The sequence below is a fragment of the Nonomuraea sp. NPDC048882 genome (genome assembly GCF_040649755.1).
Lineage (GTDB): Bacteria > Actinomycetota > Actinomycetes > Streptosporangiales > Streptosporangiaceae > Nonomuraea > Nonomuraea maheshkhaliensis.
In genome coordinates this window covers 99,605-116,507 of the sequence record NZ_JBEZGB010000006.1, presented here as the reverse complement: position 1 = coordinate 116,507, position 16,903 = coordinate 99,605, and the positions used below count along the sequence as shown (strand labels likewise).

General features: G+C 72.1%; 15 protein-coding genes. 8 read left to right on the top strand and 7 right to left on the bottom strand.

The genetic code is table 11. The features are described 5' to 3' along the window. Positions 1-6 precede the first annotated feature (6 nt). The 5 genes from AB0C27_RS22435 to AB0C27_RS22415 all read right to left on the bottom strand — a co-directional run bounded on the left by AB0C27_RS22435 (position 7) and on the right by AB0C27_RS22415 (position 4,730). Positions 7-945 carry a phosphate acyltransferase PlsX gene (locus AB0C27_RS22435; RefSeq protein WP_357846866.1) on the bottom strand — a complete coding sequence of 313 codons (939 nt, stop codon included), beginning with the start codon at positions 943-945 and terminating at the stop codon, positions 7-9. 98 nt (positions 946-1,043) lie between these two features. Then, positions 1,044-1,943, bottom strand: a complete 900-nt coding sequence (locus AB0C27_RS22430; RefSeq protein ID WP_357846864.1) for a phytoene/squalene synthase family protein — start codon at positions 1,941-1,943, stop codon at positions 1,044-1,046. 61 nt (positions 1,944-2,004) lie between these two features. Continuing rightward, positions 2,005-3,447, bottom strand: coding sequence for a phytoene desaturase family protein (crtI, locus tag AB0C27_RS22425; RefSeq protein WP_357846862.1), 1,443 nt, complete (start codon positions 3,445-3,447; stop codon positions 2,005-2,007). A 219-nt stretch (positions 3,448-3,666) separates the two neighbouring features. Then, positions 3,667-4,146, bottom strand: coding sequence for a DUF305 domain-containing protein (locus AB0C27_RS22420; protein WP_357846860.1), 480 nt, complete (start codon positions 4,144-4,146; stop codon positions 3,667-3,669). A gap of 50 nt (positions 4,147-4,196) precedes the next feature. Continuing rightward, the gene (locus tag AB0C27_RS22415) at positions 4,197-4,730 is read right to left on the bottom strand and encodes an XRE family transcriptional regulator (protein ID WP_346107611.1); all 534 of its coding nucleotides are present in this window, start codon (positions 4,728-4,730) and stop codon (positions 4,197-4,199) included. Between the two features lie 88 nt (positions 4,731-4,818). On the opposite strand from AB0C27_RS22415, the gene AB0C27_RS22410 reads away from it, so the two are divergent. Together AB0C27_RS22410 and AB0C27_RS22405 are read left to right on the top strand one after the other, a co-directional pair. Beyond that, positions 4,819-5,943, top strand: coding sequence for an aminotransferase class V-fold PLP-dependent enzyme (locus AB0C27_RS22410; protein WP_357846857.1), 1,125 nt, complete (start codon positions 4,819-4,821; stop codon positions 5,941-5,943). Between the two features lie 34 nt (positions 5,944-5,977). After that, a complete protein-coding gene (locus AB0C27_RS22405; protein WP_357846855.1) occupies positions 5,978-7,363 on the top strand; it encodes an amino acid permease in 1,386 nt (461 codons plus the stop codon). Between the two features lie 2 nt (positions 7,364-7,365). On the opposite strand, the gene AB0C27_RS22400 is transcribed toward AB0C27_RS22405, so the two are convergent. Beyond that, positions 7,366-8,895 carry an alpha-L-arabinofuranosidase C-terminal domain-containing protein gene (locus AB0C27_RS22400; protein ID WP_357846853.1) on the bottom strand — a complete coding sequence of 510 codons (1,530 nt, stop codon included), beginning with the start codon at positions 8,893-8,895 and terminating at the stop codon, positions 7,366-7,368. Between the two features lie 211 nt (positions 8,896-9,106). On the opposite strand from AB0C27_RS22400, the gene AB0C27_RS22395 reads away from it, so the two are divergent. The 6 genes from AB0C27_RS22395 to katG all read left to right on the top strand — a co-directional run bounded on the left by AB0C27_RS22395 (position 9,107) and on the right by katG (position 16,486). Then, a complete protein-coding gene (locus AB0C27_RS22395) occupies positions 9,107-10,723 on the top strand; it encodes an FAD-dependent oxidoreductase (protein ID WP_357846851.1) in 1,617 nt (538 codons plus the stop codon). 31 nt (positions 10,724-10,754) lie between these two features. Further along, entirely contained in the window at positions 10,755-11,975 is a 1,221-nt protein-coding gene (locus AB0C27_RS22390; RefSeq protein ID WP_357846849.1) for a cytochrome P450, read from the top strand. Positions 11,976-12,078: 103 nt separating this feature from the next. Then, complete coding sequence (locus AB0C27_RS22385) at positions 12,079-12,456, top strand: hypothetical protein (protein WP_357846847.1); 378 nt, start codon at positions 12,079-12,081, stop codon at positions 12,454-12,456. A 51-nt stretch (positions 12,457-12,507) separates the two neighbouring features. Beyond that, positions 12,508-13,680: a serine hydrolase domain-containing protein gene (locus tag AB0C27_RS22380; RefSeq protein ID WP_357846845.1), complete on the top strand. Its 1,173-nt coding sequence runs from the start codon at positions 12,508-12,510 to the stop codon at positions 13,678-13,680. 102 nt (positions 13,681-13,782) lie between these two features. After that, a complete protein-coding gene (locus AB0C27_RS22375; RefSeq protein ID WP_357846843.1) occupies positions 13,783-14,220 on the top strand; it encodes a Fur family transcriptional regulator in 438 nt (145 codons plus the stop codon). 34 nt (positions 14,221-14,254) lie between these two features. After that, a complete protein-coding gene (gene katG, locus AB0C27_RS22370; RefSeq protein ID WP_357846841.1) occupies positions 14,255-16,486 on the top strand; it encodes a catalase/peroxidase HPI in 2,232 nt (743 codons plus the stop codon). A 64-nt stretch (positions 16,487-16,550) separates the two neighbouring features. On the opposite strand, the gene AB0C27_RS22365 is transcribed toward katG, so the two are convergent. Next, positions 16,551-16,859, bottom strand: coding sequence for a tetratricopeptide repeat protein (locus AB0C27_RS22365; RefSeq protein ID WP_357847867.1), 309 nt, complete (start codon positions 16,857-16,859; stop codon positions 16,551-16,553). Positions 16,860-16,903: the final 44 nt, after the last annotated feature.

Below are 16,903 nucleotides of genomic sequence, written 5' to 3'. Positions count from 1 at the left end.
CGGTGCTCATGGTGTCATCGTCTCGATGCCGGGTGCTGCTCCGGACAGGGTGTGCGCCACCACGCAGGCCCTGGCGATGGTGGCCGCGCGGGACGAGCCGTGTGCGACGACGACCGTGCCGCGCAGCCCGAGCAGGGCCGCGCCGCCGTGGGCCTCCGGGTCGTAGCGGCGGGCCACCCCGGCGAGCCGCTCGGGCGCGGCGACGCCCTCGCGGGCGACCATCGCGAGCACCGTACGCACGCATCCCTCGACGTTCTTGAGCACCACGTTCCCGGTGAAGCCGTCGGTGACGATCACGTCCATCCGGCCGGACAGCACGTCGTGCCCCTCGACGTTGCCCGCGAAGCGCAGCGGCAGGGCGGCCAGCAGTTCCTCGGCCTGGCAGGTGAGCCGGTTGCCCTTGCCCGGCTCGGACCCGATGGACAGCAACCCCACGGCCGGGTCGGACCGGCCGAGCACGGAACGCGCGTACCCGGCGCCCAGCCGGCCGAACTGCGCCATCATGGCGGGGCTGGGGTCGGCCGTCGCACCCGCGTCCACCAGCACCGTCGCGCCGCCCCGCAGCGACGGCAGCGCCACCGCCAGCGCGGGCCGCAGCACGCCGGCGGCCCGGCCGATGCCGCGTACGGCACAGGTGACCACCGCGCCGGTGGACCCGGCGGACACGAACGAGCCGCCCACGCCCTGGCGTACCAGGTCACAGCCCACCGCGAGACTGGACCCGGCCAGCGCGGCCGTGGCGGCGCCCCGTTCGGACATCGGCACGGCGTGCAGGGCGTGCACCACGGCGATCTCGCCCTCCGCGCCGTGCCGCCACAACTCCCTGCTCAGCTGCGGCTCAGCGCCGACCAGGATGACCGGCACCCCGTGCGCCCGCCGCGCCTCGACCGCGCCCGCCACCGCCTCGGCCGGCCCGTGGTCACCGCCCATCGCGTCCAGCACCACGGGCCCGGCGGACCCGCCGCCGGAGCTCCCGGCCGGACCCCCGGCGGAACTCCAGGCCGAACTTCCCCCCATATCCCCGGTGGACCTCCGGGCCGCGCTCACGAGAGTTCCACCCGGACCTGGCGCTCGGCCCGGGCCGCTGCGGTGGCGGTCAGCAGGTGGCGGGTGAAGATGGCGGCTCTGCGGTGGTGCGGCAGCCGTACCCGGGTGGCCAGGACCTCGAAGCCGCGGCGCTCGATCTCGGTGAGGATGCCGCCGTACAGCTCAAGGGCGGCGCTCACGCACGGCCGAGAGGAGGCGACGAGCAGTTCGACGCCCTCGGCGGCGGCGCGGTAGTGGGCGTGGGCGCGCTCGGCCTCGAAGGCGAGCAGGTCCCGCAGGGCCCGCCCGGTACGCCGCGCGCCCAGGTGCTCCGGCTCGACGCCGAACTTGGCCAGGTCCTCCAGCGGCAGGTAGATCCGGCCCCTGGCATGGTCCTCGGCCACGTCGCGCAGGAAGTTGGTGAGCTGGAAGGCCAGGCCGAGCTGCCGAGCGGGCTCGCGGGCCCGCTCCTCGCACCCGGGCACCGGCTCCAGCAGCGGCAGCGTCATCGTGCCGATGGCGGCGGCGGAGCCGGCCATGTAGCCGAGCAGGTCGTCGTACGTGGCGTACCGGGTGACCGACAGGTCGGCGCGCATCGAGGTCAGGAACGAGCGCACGTCGTCGCGGTCGACGCCGAACGAGCGCACGGTGTGCAGGAACGCCGGCAGCACCGGATCGCGGACCTCGGCTCCCGACAGCCCGGCCTCGACCCCGGCCCACAGGCGGTCGAGCGCGCTGGTCCGGTCGCCGGTCATGGTGAAGGAGTCGACGATCTCGTCGGCGTAGCGGGCGAAACCGTACAGGGCGTGCACATGACGCCGCTTCCAGCCGGGCAGCAGCCGGGTGGCCAGGTAGTAGGAGCGGCCGTAGCGGGCGTGCAGCCGCCGGCAGCGTTCGTAGCCGGAGGTCAGCGTCATCAAAGCCCCCAAAGCGCCGGCTCGGTGGTACACGTTCTGAGCGTCGGTTCGGTGGTGCGCGTCATGAGGGTTCCCCGAGGATGCGTTCCGCGGCCAGGCGGCCGGAGATCAGCACCGGCGGCACGCCCACGCCCGGCGCGGTGAACATGCCGGCGAAGTGCAGGCCGGGAACGCGCCGGGCGACGCCGGACGGCCGCAGCCACGCCGTCTGGGTGAAGCGGTGGTCCAGCGCGAACGGCGTCCCGGCGCTGTGGCCGCGCGCCGCCCACGCGGGCGGGTCCAGCACCAGCCTGGGCGCGCCCGACAGATCGCCGTAACCGAGCTCGGCAAGGCGGGCGAGCAGCCGTTCCTCCAGCTCGGGACGCAGGCGGCCCCAGTCGGCGGCGCGCAGGTTGGGCGCCGGCTCCAGGACGCTGAGCGTGGCGGGCCCGCCGGTGTCCGGGCAGGTGACCAGCAGGCTCGGGTCGGGCTGCGGCCGGCCCCGCTCCAGTGCGGCGAACGTCTCCCGCCAGGTCCGGCCGAAGTGCACGGTGTGGTGGGCCTGGCCGGGCGGGTCACGGTCGAGGCCGAGGTGGAGCACCAGGCAGGAGGGGGAGTGGCGGGGACGGCGCAGCCGCCAGTCGTCGGCCCGGCCGGGCAGCAGCCGCCGCGCCGCCAGCCGGTCGCAGGCCACCACCACGTGGGCGGCCGGCAGCCGTTCGCCGTCCTCCAGCAGGACGCCGGTGACGCCGTCGCCGTCGGCCTCGACCCGGTGGGCGCGCGCGCCGTACCGGATGGCCGCACCCAGCTTCTCCAGCAGCGCCGCCATCGCGACCGGAACGGCGTGCATGCCGCCGTGCTCGGGGAAGTACACGCCGCCGACGGTGTCCATGTGCGCGACGACGGCGTAGATGCCGAGCGCGCGATGCGGCGACAGCCCCACGTACAGGGACTGGAAGGTGTGCGCCCTGATCAGCCGGGGGTCGGTCAGGTGGCGCGCGGCCAGGCGGTCGAGCCGGCGGAAGCCGCCCAGCGCGGCCAGCCGCAGCAGCGCCGCCGGCCTGGCCAGGGCGCGCAGCCTGGTCATGTCGGCGTCGATGAACGCCGGCCACTCCACCGCGAACAGCTCGTCGAGCAGCCGCCGGTAACGCTCGTAGCGGGCCGCTTCGGCGGGCCCGCACAGCGCGCGGACCTGCTCGGTCATCTCCGCGCGCCCGGCCCGCACGTCCAGCCGCGAGCCGTCGTGGAAGATCAGCCGGTACGAGGGATCGAGGCGGCGCAGCGGCACCCAGTCCCGCAGCTCCTCCCCGGCCGCGCCGAAGACGTCGGCGAGCACGCCGGGCATCGTCAGCACGGACGGGCCGACGTCGAACCGGTACGCCCCGGCGCGCCCGGTGCCGCAGCAGCCGCCGGGCTCTCGCCCGGCCTCGACCACCACCACCTCGCGCCCGGCGGCGGCCAGGCGGACGGCCGCCGCCAGTCCGCCCAGGCCCGCCCCGACGACCACCACAGGACCTCGTCGCACAGGGCTCCCCTCCGTCGCTCGGTGACAAGCTGCGGAGGGAGAGTCGGATTCAGGGCGGGTCAGTCAGCCCCGGAACCGCACCATCACGGTATCCACCGGACGCGCGCCGGGAAGCGGGGACACGCCCGCGCGCCGCCCATGTCCCCGAGGGAACCTGGACGGCGGCGGCCCTCAGGCGGCGGGTGGCCCCAGCCGGCGGCGGGGCGGCGGTCGCAAGCCTCAGATGGCCAGTTGTTTGCCGATGGCGGACAGTTCCTCGGTCTGCACGGTCACGATCCGGTCGGCCAGTTCCCGCGTCGCCGCGTGCTCGCCCGTGCTCTGGATCTCCTTGGCCATGTGCACGCCGTGTTCGAGGTGCCCCTTCAGCAGCGTCAGCCACCCCCGGTCGAACCCGTCGCCCGCCTTCAGCTCGGCGCCCTCGTCCGTCTTCTCCTCGGCCGGCACCGACTCCGACCACGACGTGAGCCAGCCGGACATCTTCTGGATGTCGGCCTGCTCGTTCGGGATGATCTCCTTGGCCAGCTTGCGCACGTAGTCGCCGCCGCCCCGCTCGGCCGCGAGCTCGGCCAGCTGGATGGTCTGGCGGTGGTGGGTGATCATCTGCTGGTTGAACCGCACGTCCGCCTGGTTGTACCCGGCTTGGGTCTCCGCCGAGGCGGAGCACGCGCCCGCCGCCAGCAGTCCCAGGAAGGCGATCAAGGCCATTCTCCAACGCATGTACGAAGGTACGCGCGGCGCAGGGGAAAGGTTCAGTAGCTGGGCGGGGTCGCGGTGATCAGGAAGTCGACCGGCTCCTCGCCCGGGTTGAGGTAGCGGTGCGGCAGCGCGGAGTCGAAGTAGCAGCTGTCGCCCTCCTCCAGCGCATGCTCGACCCCCGACACCTCCACGACGAGCCGCCCCCGCAGCACCAGCACGCACTCCTCGGACGGGTGCGACCACGGCTCGGCGGCCGACGAGCCGCCGGGCTCCAGCCGGCCCTCCAGGACCTCAAGCCGCCCGTGCCCCGGGGAGACGCGGGTGTAGGTGACGCCGCCGGTGGGGGATCTGACCAGCATGCGCTTGTCCTGCCGGACCACGGCGACGACAGCCGCGTCCGGCTCCTGGAACAGGCTGAACAGCGGCAGGTCCAGCACCTTGGCGATCTTCCTGAGCGTCTCCAGGCTCGGATCGGCCAGATCGCGCTCGACCTGGCTGATCAGCCCGCTCGACACGCCGGCCGCGGCGGCGAGCTGCGCGAGGGTCAGCCCCCGTTCGGTACGGAGCTTCCGGATCCTGGCGCCCATCACCCGGGGATCATATCCATTGTTAACACCATTTAACGCCCATTGACCAGGTTAAATCCCGCCCGATAGTGTGCCCGAAATGTCGCGCATGTTGAACGCAACCCAGTTCCGGGCCGAGTTCCCCTCTCTGGCCGACTCCGTGCACCTGGCCAGCTGCAGCCAGGCCGCGCTGTCGTCGCGGCTGGCCTACGCGCTCCAGGAGATCGGCCACTCGCTGCGCGCCGAGGGCGCCCCGTGGCAGACCTGGATGGAGCAGGTCGGCCGGGCCAGGGAGCGCTTCGCCCGGCTCATCGGCGCCGAGCCCGGCGAGGTGGCCGTGCTGTCGTGCGCGTCCGAGGCCGCCTTCCAGGCCGCCGCCTCGCTCGACTGGTCCCGCCGGCCCGGCATCGTCACCAACGACCTGGAGTTCCCCTCGATCGCGCACGTGTGGCTGGCCCAGCGCCAGCGCGGCGCCGAGGTGCGGGTGGCCGCCGACACCGGCGAGAACGTCGCGGCCGAGGCGTACGAGCAGGTCATCGACGAGCGGGTCAACCTCGTCTCCGTGCCGCTGCACACCTACCGCAACGGCGCCCGCCTGCCCGTCGAGGACGTCGTACGGCTGGCGCACGACCGGGGCGCGCGCGTCTTCGTGGACGCCTATCAGGCCACCGGCGTCGTCCCGATCGACGTCAAGCGGCTGGGCTGCGACTATCTGGCCTCCGGGTCGCTCAAATACCTGCTCGGCCTGCCCGGCATCGCCTTCCTGTACGTCAGGGGCGGCATGGAGCAGCAGCGCGAGCCCGAGCTGACCGGCTGGTTCGGCCGTACGCAGCCGTTCGCCTTCGACCCCAGGCTGCTCGACTTCCCCGCCGACGCCCGCCGCTTCGAGACCGGCACCCCGCCCATCCCGTCCGCGTACGCGGCCAACGCAGGGTTCGACCTGATCGAACGGGTCGACCTGGTCGCCGTACATGAGCACGTGTCGGCCCTGGTCGAGGAGCTGGCCCAGCGGCTGACCGAGGACGGCGAGCGGGTGGTGAGCCCGGCGGGGGCACGCGGCCCGCAGGTCGCCATCGCCGACCCCGACCCCGACAAGCTGGCCGCCAGGCTGGCCGAGCGCCGCATCTGGACCGCGCCGCGCGGCGACCTGCTGCGGCTGTCGTTCCACTACTACAACGACCGGTCCGACGTGGACGCGGCCGTCGAAGCCATCAGGGACTGCCGCAGGACCTGATCATCCCCCCGAGAGGTCTTCCGTGGACTCTTCCGTGGACAACGAAACCGGGCTGCGCCGCCGGCTGACCGGCCGCCAGCTCACCATGATCGGGCTGGGCGGCGCCATCGGCACCGGGCTCTTCCTCGGCTCCAGCCTGGCGATCTCCCAGGCAGGCCCGGCCACCGTCGTCGCGTACGTGATCTGCGCCGGCGTGGCGCTGGTGATCGGCTGGGCGCTGGCCGAGATGGTCGTGGTGCATCCGGAGGCGGGCGCGTTCGGGGTCATCGCCCACCGGTATCTGGGGCCGTGGGCCGGGTTCGTGGTCCGCTGGACGTACTGGACGATCCAGGTCATCGCGATCGGCGGCGAGGTCATCGCGGCCGGGATCTACGTGCAGTTCTGGTGGCCGTCGCTGCCGCTGTGGCTGCCGGTCACCGTCTTCTCGGCCGTCGTGCTGATCACGAACGCCGCCGCGGTCAAGCTGTTCGGCGAGGTCGAGTACTGGTTCGCCATGATCAAGGTGGTGGCCATCGTCGTGTTCATCCTGCTCGGTGTGGTCCTGGTCACCGTCGGGCTTCCCGGCGCGCAGGCGACCGGCGTGTCCAACCTGACCGCGCACGACGGCTTCCTGCCCAACGGGATCAACGGCCTGTTCCTGGCCATGGTGTTCGTGCTGTTCAGCTACATCGGCACCGAGGTCGTCTCGGTCACCGCCGCCGAGTCCGAGAACCCCACGCGCGACATCCCGCGCGCCGCCCGCCGCATGGTCACCCGCCTGGCGCTGTTCTACGTGCTGGCCATCGCGGTCGTGCTGACCGTGGTGCCCTGGACCACCACCGCGCAGGGCGGCGACGTCACCGAGAGCCCGTTCGTGCGCGTCTTCTCCGCGGCGGGCGTCCCGGCGGCGGCCACGATTATGAACTTCGTGGTCCTGACCGCCGCGCTCTCCAGCGCCAACACGAACCTGTACCTGACCACCAGGATGATGCACTCGCTGGCCGCCCACCGCTACGCCCCCGCCTGGACCGGCCGCCTCAGCGCCTCCGGCGTGCCGCGCAACGCGCTCGCCCTGTCGGCGCTGGGCCTGGCGCTGGCCGCGATCGTCTCGGCGGCCAGCGAGAGCGAGGCGTACCTGGCGCTGTTCGGCGTGTCGGTGTTCGGGGCGCTGGTCGTGTGGCTGCTCATCCTGGTGACCCACCACGCCTTCCGCCGCACCCGCGCCGCCCAGGGGCTGGCGCCGTCGCCGGTCCGGCTCTGGGGCGCGCCCGTCACCTCGGTGGTGGTGATGCTGTTCCTGGCCGCCGTGCTCGTCTCGACGCTGTTCATCGAGCCGCTGCGGCCGGCGTGGTGGGCGGGCGTCCCGTTCTTCGTGATCGTCAGCGTGGTGTATTTCGTCATCTCCCGCCGGAGCGGCAGCCGCGAACCGTCGCAGACGTAGCCTCACCGGCCGTCCAGGCGGCCCTCCACGGTGACGAAGGAGTGGGCGGGCAGGTGCACCCGCAGCCCGGACGCCGTGGCCGTGACCTGCTCGTACGGGCGGGGCGCGACCGCGGCGGGGGCCTCGGGGGTGTTGTGGTCCTGGAGCCGCCCCGCGGTGAGGATCCGGGCGCCGACCTCGGTCACGGCGCCGCCGCGCAGGTCCAGCTCGACGTCCGCCGCCTCGTCCGCGTCCACGTTCGACAGCGACACGAGGAGCCGGCCGTCCTTGCGGCTGGCCGACAGCGAGACGGTCGCCAGCCGGTCCTCCCCGACCTCGCGGGTGGGCAGCCCCGAGGGGAGGTCCACCCGCAGCGAGGCCGCGTCCTGGTGCCCCTTGTTCATCTCGAACACGTGGTACGTGGGCGTGAGCACCAGTGCGCCCGACTCGGGATCGGTGAGGATCATGGCCTGGAGCACGTTCACCGTCTGGGCGATGTTGGCCATGACCAGGCGGCCGGCGTGGCGGTGGAAGACGTCGAAGTGCAGCCCGGCCACGAGGGCGTCGCGCAGCGTGTTCTGCTGGTAGAGGAAGCCGGGGTTGGTGCCCGGCTCGACGTTCCACCAGGTGCCCCACTCGTCCAGCACCAGGCCCACGTTCCGGCCCGGGTCGTAGCAGTCCATGACGTTGGAGTGGCCGGTGAGCAGCTCGTCCACCCGGGCCGCCTGCACCATCGTGCGGTAGTGGTCGTCGGTGCCGAAGTCCGTGGCCTGGCCCTTGTCCTGCCAGGTGCCGGTGAGCGTGTAGTAGTGCACCGACAGCGCCTGCATGAACGGCGCCGGGCGGTAGGCGCAGCCCAGCTCGCCGAGCTGCTTCATCAGCGTCTCGGTCCAGGCGTAGTCGAAGGAGTTGGCTCCCGCCGCGATCCGGTAGAGCTTGTTGTCGCCGTGGTCACGGCAGTAGGTGCCGAACCTGCGGGCCTCGGCGGCGTACTGCGCGGCGCTCATGTTGCCGCCGCAGCCCCACGCCTCGTTGCCGAGCCCCCAGAAGCGCACCCGCCACGGCTCCTCGCGCCCGTTCTCCTTGCGCAGCCGCACCATCGGCGAGTCGCCGTCGCGGGTGAGGTATTCGACCCAGTCGCTCATCTCCCTGACCGTGCCCGAGCCGACGTTGCCGCTGATGTACGGCTCCGCCCCGAGCAGCTCGCACAGGGCCATGAACTCGTGCGTGCCGAAGTGGTTGTTCTCCTCGACGTTGCCCCAGTGGGTGTTGACCATGACCGGGCGCCGGTCCTTGGGCCCGATGCCGTCCGTCCAGTGGTATTCGTCGGCGAAGCAGCCGCCTGGCCAGCGCAGGTTGGGGATGTTCAGGGCGCGCAGCGCCTCGACCACGTCCAGGCGCAGGCCGCCCTCGTTCGGCAGGTCGCTGTCCTCGCCCACGTAGAACCCGCCGTAGATACACCGGCCCAGGTGCTCGGCGAAGTGCCCGTACAGGTGCCGGTTGATCAAGGGACCGGGGACGTCGACGTTGATGACGGCGGGGACGGCACTCATCCTGGACTACCTCGCGTTGTTCGTGCGTCATGAAGGCGACGCAAGTTTGTATCGATACAAGTTCGCCTGTCAAGGCGCCTGCACCCGGCATGCAAAGAGCAGGGCAGGATCGCGCGGGGCGGGCTACGGCCCTCGGCAGCGCGGGTAGGTCCCACGCCGGGACCCGCCGCCGGCCAGCGGGAACGTGCTCGCTCGACGGGGGAGTGGCCTTGTGAGAGTCATCGTCGACCTGACCCGCTGCCAGGGCTACGGCCAGTGCGCCTTCCTCGCGCCCGACGTCTTCACCGTCCGCGACGAGGCGCTCCTGTACGACCTGGACCCCGGCGACGAGCAGCGCGAGCACGTGCTGCGGGCGACCGCCGCCTGCCCCGTCCAGGCCATCCACCTCGACTGGACGCAGACGCGCCGGGTCGGCCTGTCCTCGGCCGCGCGGCCGCCCGCCGAGCAGCCGCCGGCCGCGAAGATGACCGAAGGCCACATCGTGATCGTGGGAGCCTCGCTGGCCGGCGCGCGCGCCGCCGGCGTGCTGCGGCGGGAGGGCTTCGGCGGGACGCTGACCGTGATCGGCGACGAGATCCACGAGCCCTACGACCGGCCGCCGCTGTCGAAACAGGTGCTCACCGGGCAGGTGCCGTCCGGCCACACCATGCTGCCCCGGCTGCGCGAGTTCGAGGCCGAGTGGATCGCGGGCACCCCGGCGACGGGGCTGGACGTGGCGAACAAGCGCGTTTACCTGGCCGACGGCCGCGAGATCGGCTTCGACCGGGTCCTGCTGGCCACCGGCACCCGCGCCCGCCCCTGGCCGAACGAGGCCGAGGCCGCGCTGGAGGGCGTGCACACGCTGCGCACGCTGGAGGACGCCGCCCGCCTGAGAGAGGCTCTGGCCGCCCGGCCGCGCCGGGTGCTCATCCTCGGCGCGGGCTTCACCGGCAGCGAGATCGCCTCCGTCTGCCGCGAGCTGGACCTTCCCGTGACGGTCGTCGAACGCGGACCCAGCCCGCTCGTCAGCGCGCTCGGCGCGGTGATCGGCGGCGTGGCCGCGCGGATGCACCGCGACCACGGCGTCGACCTGCGCTGCGACACGACCGTCACCGCCCTGGAAGGCGACGCGGAGGGCCGGCTGCGCGGCGCCCGCCTGTCGGACGGCAGCACGGTGGAGGCCGACGTGGCGGTGGTCGCGCTCGGCTCGATCCGCAACGTCGAGTGGCTGCACGGCTCGGGGCTGGCCGCCGGCGTGTGGGGCGTGGCGTGCGACGCCGGCTGCCGGGCCGTCGACACCAACGGCCTGGTCACGGACGACGTCTTCGTCGCCGGTGACATCGCCCGCTTCCCGCACCCGCTCTACCAGTACCAGTTCATGACGCTGGAACACTGGGGCAACGCGGTCGCCCAGGCCGAGATCGCCGCCCACAACATGGTCAGCGACCAGGCCCACCGCTGGCCGCACCTGTCGGTGCCGGTCTTCTGGTCCACCCAGTTCGGGGTCAACATCAAGTCGGTCGGCGTACCCACGTTCGCCGACGAGATCGTGATCGCGCAGGGCTCGACGGACGAGCGCCGCTTCGTGGCCGTCTACGGCTACCAGGGCCGGGTCACCGCGGCGGTCACCTTCGACCAGGGGATGTGGCTGGAGTACTACCAGGGGCTGATCGAGCGGGCCGCGCCGTTCCCGCCCGCGTCCCGCCACGTCGACCGGCGTGAGGCCCCGCGGCCGATGCCGGCCCAGGTCCCGGACCGGACGGTCGCCACGGCGGGGGCGACCGTCGTGGTGACCGGCCACGACCCGGCCGAGCGCCGCGCCACGCTGGTCCACCCGCCGCAACGCTGACCGCCGCACAGATGGAGCAGGAGTTCAGGTCATGTCATCGCAGAGCCTCTTCGAGCGGATTCTCGACCCTTCGGGCCGCGCCGACCCCTATCCGCTCTACGAGCGGCTGCGCGAGACGCCGGTGGCGCGCCAGGAGGACGGCACGTACGTCGTGAGCACGTACCGGGAGATCGTCGCGCTGCTGCACGACCCGCGGATCAGCTCCGACCGCCGCAACCTCGCCGCCCCGACCGAGGCGCTCGACCAGAATCCCGCCTTCATCGGGCTCGACCCGCCCGAGCACGATCGGCTGCGCCGCCTCGCCATGCGCCACTTCGGGCCGCCGCACTCGCCTCGCGTGGTGGAGGGGCTGCGGCCGGCGATGCTGGAGATCACCACCGGGCTGATCGACGGCATCGCGGACAGGAACAGGGCCGATCTCGTGGACGAGGTCGTCTACCCGCTGCCGGTCGCGATCATCTGCCGGCTGCTCGGCGTGCCGGTGGAGGACCAGCCGCGCTTCAGCGTCTGGGCGGACGCACTCGTCGAGACGCTGAAACCGGGCGAGGAGGACCGCGCCGAGCGGGAGCGGGAACGCGAGGCCGTCGCGGCCGAGCTGCGCGGCTACCTCGGCGGCCTGGCCGAGGAGCGCGGCCGGCAGCCGGGGGAGGACCTGCTGTCCGGGTTCGTCACGTATCGGGGCCCTGAGGGCGGGATGACGCCGCAGGACGTGATGTCCACCGCCGTGCTGCTGCTCATCGCCGGCCACGAGACCACGATCAACCTCATCGCCAACGGCATGCTCACCTTCCTGCGCCATCCTGACCTGCTCGAACGCCTGCGCGCCGATCCCGGCCTGATCGTCCCCGCCGTCGAGGAACTGCTGCGTTACGAGCCGCCGGTGCACTTCCTGTCCTCGCGGGTCGCTCTCGACGACATCACGATCGCCGGCGTCACCATCCCGGCCGGCGCGCCCGTCGTGCTCGCGCTGGCGGCGGGCAGCCGGGACCCGGCCCACGTGAGCGACCCGGGCCGCTTCGACCCGTACCGCCTCCGCAACGAGCATCTGGGCTTCGGCGGCGGCGTGCACTACTGCTTCGGCGCGCCGCTGGCCCGGCTGGAGGGGCAGATCATGCTGACGGAGCTCGTCCGCAGGCTGCGCGCGCCCAGGCTCGTCACCGACCCGCCTCCCTACCGGCCGAGCCCCGTCCTGCGCGGGCCGCGTCATCTCCTGGTCGAGTACGACGGCGTGGAGCCGTACTTGCCAACTTAGTCTCTCATAGAGACAATGTTTCCGGCGCTCGTGAAGCAGGGCGCTTTTCCGTGGTAGTAGTGGAGATCCGCGAAGGAGGCCGGACAGACGAGCAGGTGCATCCATGACCGAGCGTTACCTCGGCATCCTCGGCCTGGCCGAGGCCCTGGGGGTGACCCGGCACGCGGTGCACAAGTGGCGCACCCGCTTCCCCGGCGACTCCGATCACCCGTTCCCCGCGCCTGACGTCGAGGTGGACGGTGCCCCCGGCTGGCGGGCCGATCGGCTGGCGGAGATCGTCCGCTGGCGTGAGGGGCTGCCAGGGCGCGGCGCGGGCGGAGGACGTCCGACGGCCGCCCGGCAGGACTACCTCGAGGCCGCGCTGGCCCGCGGCCTCGACCGGGACGAGGCGATGCGCGCGCTGTCCACGTTCGCGGCGGAGTTCCCCGAGATGACCGAGCCTGAGCTGTGCGCCTGGCTGGTCGAGAAGTTCCGCCGCTGACCCCTTTCTTCTTCGCGTCTTCTTCGCGGACCTGACGAGAGGAGATGAGTCATGCCCGAGATCGATGGGGACGTCGCACCGGGATTCGAGGCGGTGCGCACGGCGTTCGCCGCCAACCTGGACTCCGGCCAGGACGTCGGCGCGGCGGTGAGCGTCTACGTGCACGGCCGCAAGGTCGTCGACCTGTGGGGCGGGATCGCCGATCCCGAGGCCGGGCGTCCGTGGGAGCGCGACACCCTTCAGGTCGTCTACAGCACCACCAAGGCCGTCACGGCGGCCTGCGCGCTGCTGCTGGCCCAGCGGGGCGAGCTCGACCTGGACGCGCCCGTGGCCCGCTACTGGCCCGAGTTCGCGGCCCAGGGCAAGGAACGGCTGCCGGTGCGGTGGCTGCTCACCCACCAGGCCGGACTGCCCGCGGTCGACCGGCCGATCACCCCGGCCGAGGCCATCGCCTGGGAGCCCATGGTGCGCGCGCTCGCCGCGCAGAAGCCGTACTGGGAGCCGGGGACCGAGCACGGCTATCACGGGATGACGTACGGCTGGCTCGTCGGCGAGGTCGTACGCCGGGTCAGCGGCAGGAGCGTCGGCACGTTCCTCGCCGAGGAGATCGCGGGGCCGTACGGCATCGACTTCTGGATCGGCCTGCCCGAGTCCGAGCACCACCGCGTCAGCCGCATCCTCACCGACGAGGCCGCCTTCGACCCGAGCGCCATCGACCTCGACGCCCTCCCCGAGCCCATGCGCGAGATCCTGGCCGTCTACGCCGACCCCGACTCGCTCACCTCACGTGCGATGGGCGTCGTCAAGCCCGCGCTGGACCACAACGACCCCGCCGAGCAGGCCGCGGAACTGCCCGCGACCAACGGCATCTGCACGGCCCGCGGCCTGGCCCGCTTCTACGCGGCGCTCATCGGCGAGGTGGACGGCCGCCGCATCCTCACCCCCGGCAGCCTGGCCGCCGCGATCGAGGAGCGGGCCGCCGGGATCGACCGGATCCTGCGGATGCCCGTACGGATCGGCACCGGGTTCGGCCTGCCGGCGAAGGACGCGTACTGGTACTCGCCTTCCGCGTTCGGCTTCGGAGGCCTCGGCGGCTCCATCGGCTTCGCGGACCAGGAGAGCGGGATCGCCTTCGGCTACGTGATGAACCGCCTCAGGGAGGGCGTCCCCGACGACCGGGCCGCGAGTCTCTACCGCGCCGTACGCGCGGCCGTCGCGGCCTGACCGGCACGGCTCGGGAAACGCCGTCGGTTACCTGTCCGCGCCCCAGACTTGGACGATTCATTATCTTGTACAGTTCGTCTTTGTGGCGGTAGGTTTGACGACATGACCGCATCCAGCACTCCGACCACCGCCGAGGAGTTGCGCGGCGCGGGCCTGCGGGTCACGGCCGCCCGCGTGGCACTGCTCGACACCGTCAGAGAAGGCGATCATCTCGGCGTCGAGGCGATCGCCGACGGAGTGCGCGAACGCGTCGGCCACGTCTCCCTGCAAGCCGTCTACGAGGCCCTGCACGCCCTCACGGCGGCGGGCCTCGTCCGCCGCATCGAACCGGCCGGCAGCCCGGCCCGCTACGAAGGCCGGGTCGGGGACAACCACCACCACATCGTCTGCCGGTCCTGCGGGGCCGTGGCCGACGTCGACTGTGCCGTCGGCCACGCGCCGTGCCTGAGCGCGTCCGAGGAGCACGGCTTCGTCATCGACGAGGCCGAGGTCATCTACTGGGGCTTGTGCCCCGCCTGTTCCACCGACATCAGTACCTGAGCAAACGTGATCTCCACAGTCCGGAAGGATGCCCATGTCCGAGAACCATGACGCGATCGTCACAGACCCGCAGCCGGAGGGCGAAAGCGGCTGCCCGGTCGCGCATACGCGCGCACCGCACCCGACGCAGGGTGGTGGCAACCGTCAGTGGTGGCCGGAGCGGCTCAACCTGAAGATCCTGGCCAAGAACCCCGCCGTGGCCAACCCCTTCGGCGGGGACTTCGACTACGCCGCGGCGTTCAAGAGCCTGGACCTCGCGGTCGTCAAGCGGGACATCGCCGAGGTGCTCACCACCTCGCAGGACTGGTGGCCGGCCGACTTCGGCCACTACGGCCCGTTCATCATCAGGATGGCCTGGCACAGCGCGGGCACGTACCGCATCAGCGACGGCCGCGGCGGCGCCGGAGCGGGCCAGCAGCGCTTCGCCCCGCTCAACAGCTGGCCCGACAACGCGAACCTGGACAAGGCCCGCCGCCTGCTGTGGCCGATCAAGAAGAAGTACGGCAAGAAGCTCTCCTGGGCCGACCTGCTCGTCCTGTCCGGCAACGTGGCCCTGGAGACGATGGGCTTCAAGACCTTCGGCTTCGCCGGCGGTCGTGAGGACGTATGGGAGGCCGAGGAGGACGTCTACTGGGGTCCCGAGACCACCTGGCTCGGCGACGAGCGCTACACCGGTGACCGCGAGCTGGAAAACCCGCTCGGCGCCGTTCAGATGGGCCTCATCTACGTCAACCCCGAGGGCCCCAACGGCAACCCCGACCCGATCGCCGCCGCCCGCGACATCCGCGAGACGTTCCGCCGGATGGCGATGAACGACGAGGAGACCGCCGCCCTGATCGTCGGCGGCCACACCTTCGGCAAGACCCACGGCGCGGGCCCGTCCGACCACGTCGGCGACGACCCCGAGTCCGCCTCCATCGAGCAGCAGGGCCTGGGCTGGAAGAACAGCTTCGGCACCGGCAAGGGCGGCGACACCATCACCAGCGGCCTTGAGGGCATCTGGACCAACACCCCGATCACCTGGGACAACAGCTTCCTGGAGATCCTCTACGGCTACGAATGGGAGCTGTTCCAGAGCCCCGCCGGCGCCAACCAGTGGCGGCCGAAGGACGGCGCGGGCGCCGGCACCGTGCCCGACGCGCACGCCCCGACGAAGACGCACGCCCCGACGATGCTGACCACCGACCTGTCGATGCGCTACGACCCGATCTACGAGCAGATCACCCGGCGCTGGCTGGAGCACCCCGACGAGCTCGCGGACGCCTTCGCCAAGGCGTGGTACAAGCTGACCCACCGCGACATGGGCCCGATCGAGCGCTACCTCGGCCCCGAGGTCCCGGCCGAGGTCCTGCTGTGGCAGGACCCCCTGCCCAAGGCGACGTACGAGACCATCGACGCCGCCGACGTCGCCGCGCTCAAGGGCCAGATCCTGGCCTCGGGCCTGACGGTGTCGCAGCTCGTCTCCACGGCGTGGGCGTCGGCCTCCTCCTTCCGCGGCAGCGACAAGCGCGGCGGCGCCAACGGCGCCCGCATCCGCCTGCAGCCGCAGAGCTCGTGGGAGGTCAACGAGCCCGACCGCCTCGCGGCCGTGCTCGGCACGCTCGAAGGCATCCAGCAGTCCTTCAACGGCGCGCAGACCGGCGGCAAGCAGGTCTCGCTGGCCGACCTGATCGTGCTGGCCGGCGTCGCCGGCGTCGAGAAGGCCGCCAAGGACGCCGGTTACGCGATCGAGGTGCCCTTCCGTCCCGGCCGCGTGGACGCCACGCAGGAGCAGACGGACGTCGAGTCGTTCGCCGCCCTTGAGCCGGCCGCCGACGGCTTCCGCAACTACCTGGGCAAGGGCAACCGGCTGCCGGCCGAATACCTGCTGCTCGACCGGGCCAACCTGCTGACCCTCAGCGCCCCGGAGCTGACCGTCCTCATCGGCGGCCTGCGCGTCCTGGGCGCCAACTACCAGGGCTCGCAGCACGGCGTCCTCACCGAGACGCCCGGCGTCCTGACCAACGACTTCTTCGTCAACCTGCTCGACCTGGGCACGGAGTGGTCGGCCGTCGGGGGCGACGAGGACACGTTCGAGGCCCGCGACGCCGCCACCGGCCAGGTCAAGTGGACCGGCACCCGCGCCGACCTCGTCTTCGGCTCCAACTCGGAGCTGCGGGCGCTGGCTGAGGTCTATGCGAGTGATGACGCCAAGGAGAAGTTCGTCACGGACTTCGTGGCGGCATGGGACAAGGTCATGAACCTCGACCGGTTCGACATCGCCTGATCGTCCCCGTTTTGACTCGGGCCGGCCCGCTTGGGCCGGCCCGTTGTCTTCGTCGAGCCGTGGGTTACCTGACTGCTTCCAGGTTGGCTCGCACCGTCTTCGTCGTAGGGTGGTCGGCGCCCAGCACCCGCTCGCAGTCGGCGAGCGTGGCCTCGTAGAGCGGGATGGCCCGGCTCAGGTCTCCCGCCGTCTGGTAGGCGGCGGCGAGGTTGTTGCGGGAGGTCAAGGTGTTGGGATGGTCGGCGCCCAGCGCCCGCTCAGAGGCCGTACGAGCGCGGGTGAGTACGCCGATCGCGCTGTTGATGGTGCCTTGCCCTCTGAGGATGATGCCGGTGAGGTTGAGTAGACGGGCAGTGGTGGAGGTGTCAGTGATGGGGTTGGTGTGATCGGCGAGGGTGGCGATGTGGGGGAGCAGCG

Coding starts and splice junctions, on each gene's coding strand:
- AB0C27_RS22385 (WP_357846847.1), top strand. CDS start 12,079: ATGACCGAGCGTTACCTCGGCATCCTCGGCCTGGCCGAGGCCCTGGGG.
- AB0C27_RS22430 (WP_357846864.1), bottom strand. CDS start 1,943: ATGACGCTGACCTCCGGCTACGAACGCTGCCGGCGGCTGCACGCCCGC.
- AB0C27_RS22380 (WP_357846845.1), top strand. CDS start 12,508: ATGCCCGAGATCGATGGGGACGTCGCACCGGGATTCGAGGCGGTGCGC.
- AB0C27_RS22375 (WP_357846843.1), top strand. CDS start 13,783: ATGACCGCATCCAGCACTCCGACCACCGCCGAGGAGTTGCGCGGCGCG.
- AB0C27_RS22410 (WP_357846857.1), top strand. CDS start 4,819: ATGTTGAACGCAACCCAGTTCCGGGCCGAGTTCCCCTCTCTGGCCGAC.
- AB0C27_RS22400 (WP_357846853.1), bottom strand. CDS start 8,895: ATGAGTGCCGTCCCCGCCGTCATCAACGTCGACGTCCCCGGTCCCTTG.
- AB0C27_RS22415 (WP_346107611.1), bottom strand. CDS start 4,730: ATGGGCGCCAGGATCCGGAAGCTCCGTACCGAACGGGGGCTGACCCTC.
- katG (WP_357846841.1), top strand. CDS start 14,255: ATGTCCGAGAACCATGACGCGATCGTCACAGACCCGCAGCCGGAGGGC.
- AB0C27_RS22390 (WP_357846849.1), top strand. CDS start 10,755: ATGTCATCGCAGAGCCTCTTCGAGCGGATTCTCGACCCTTCGGGCCGC.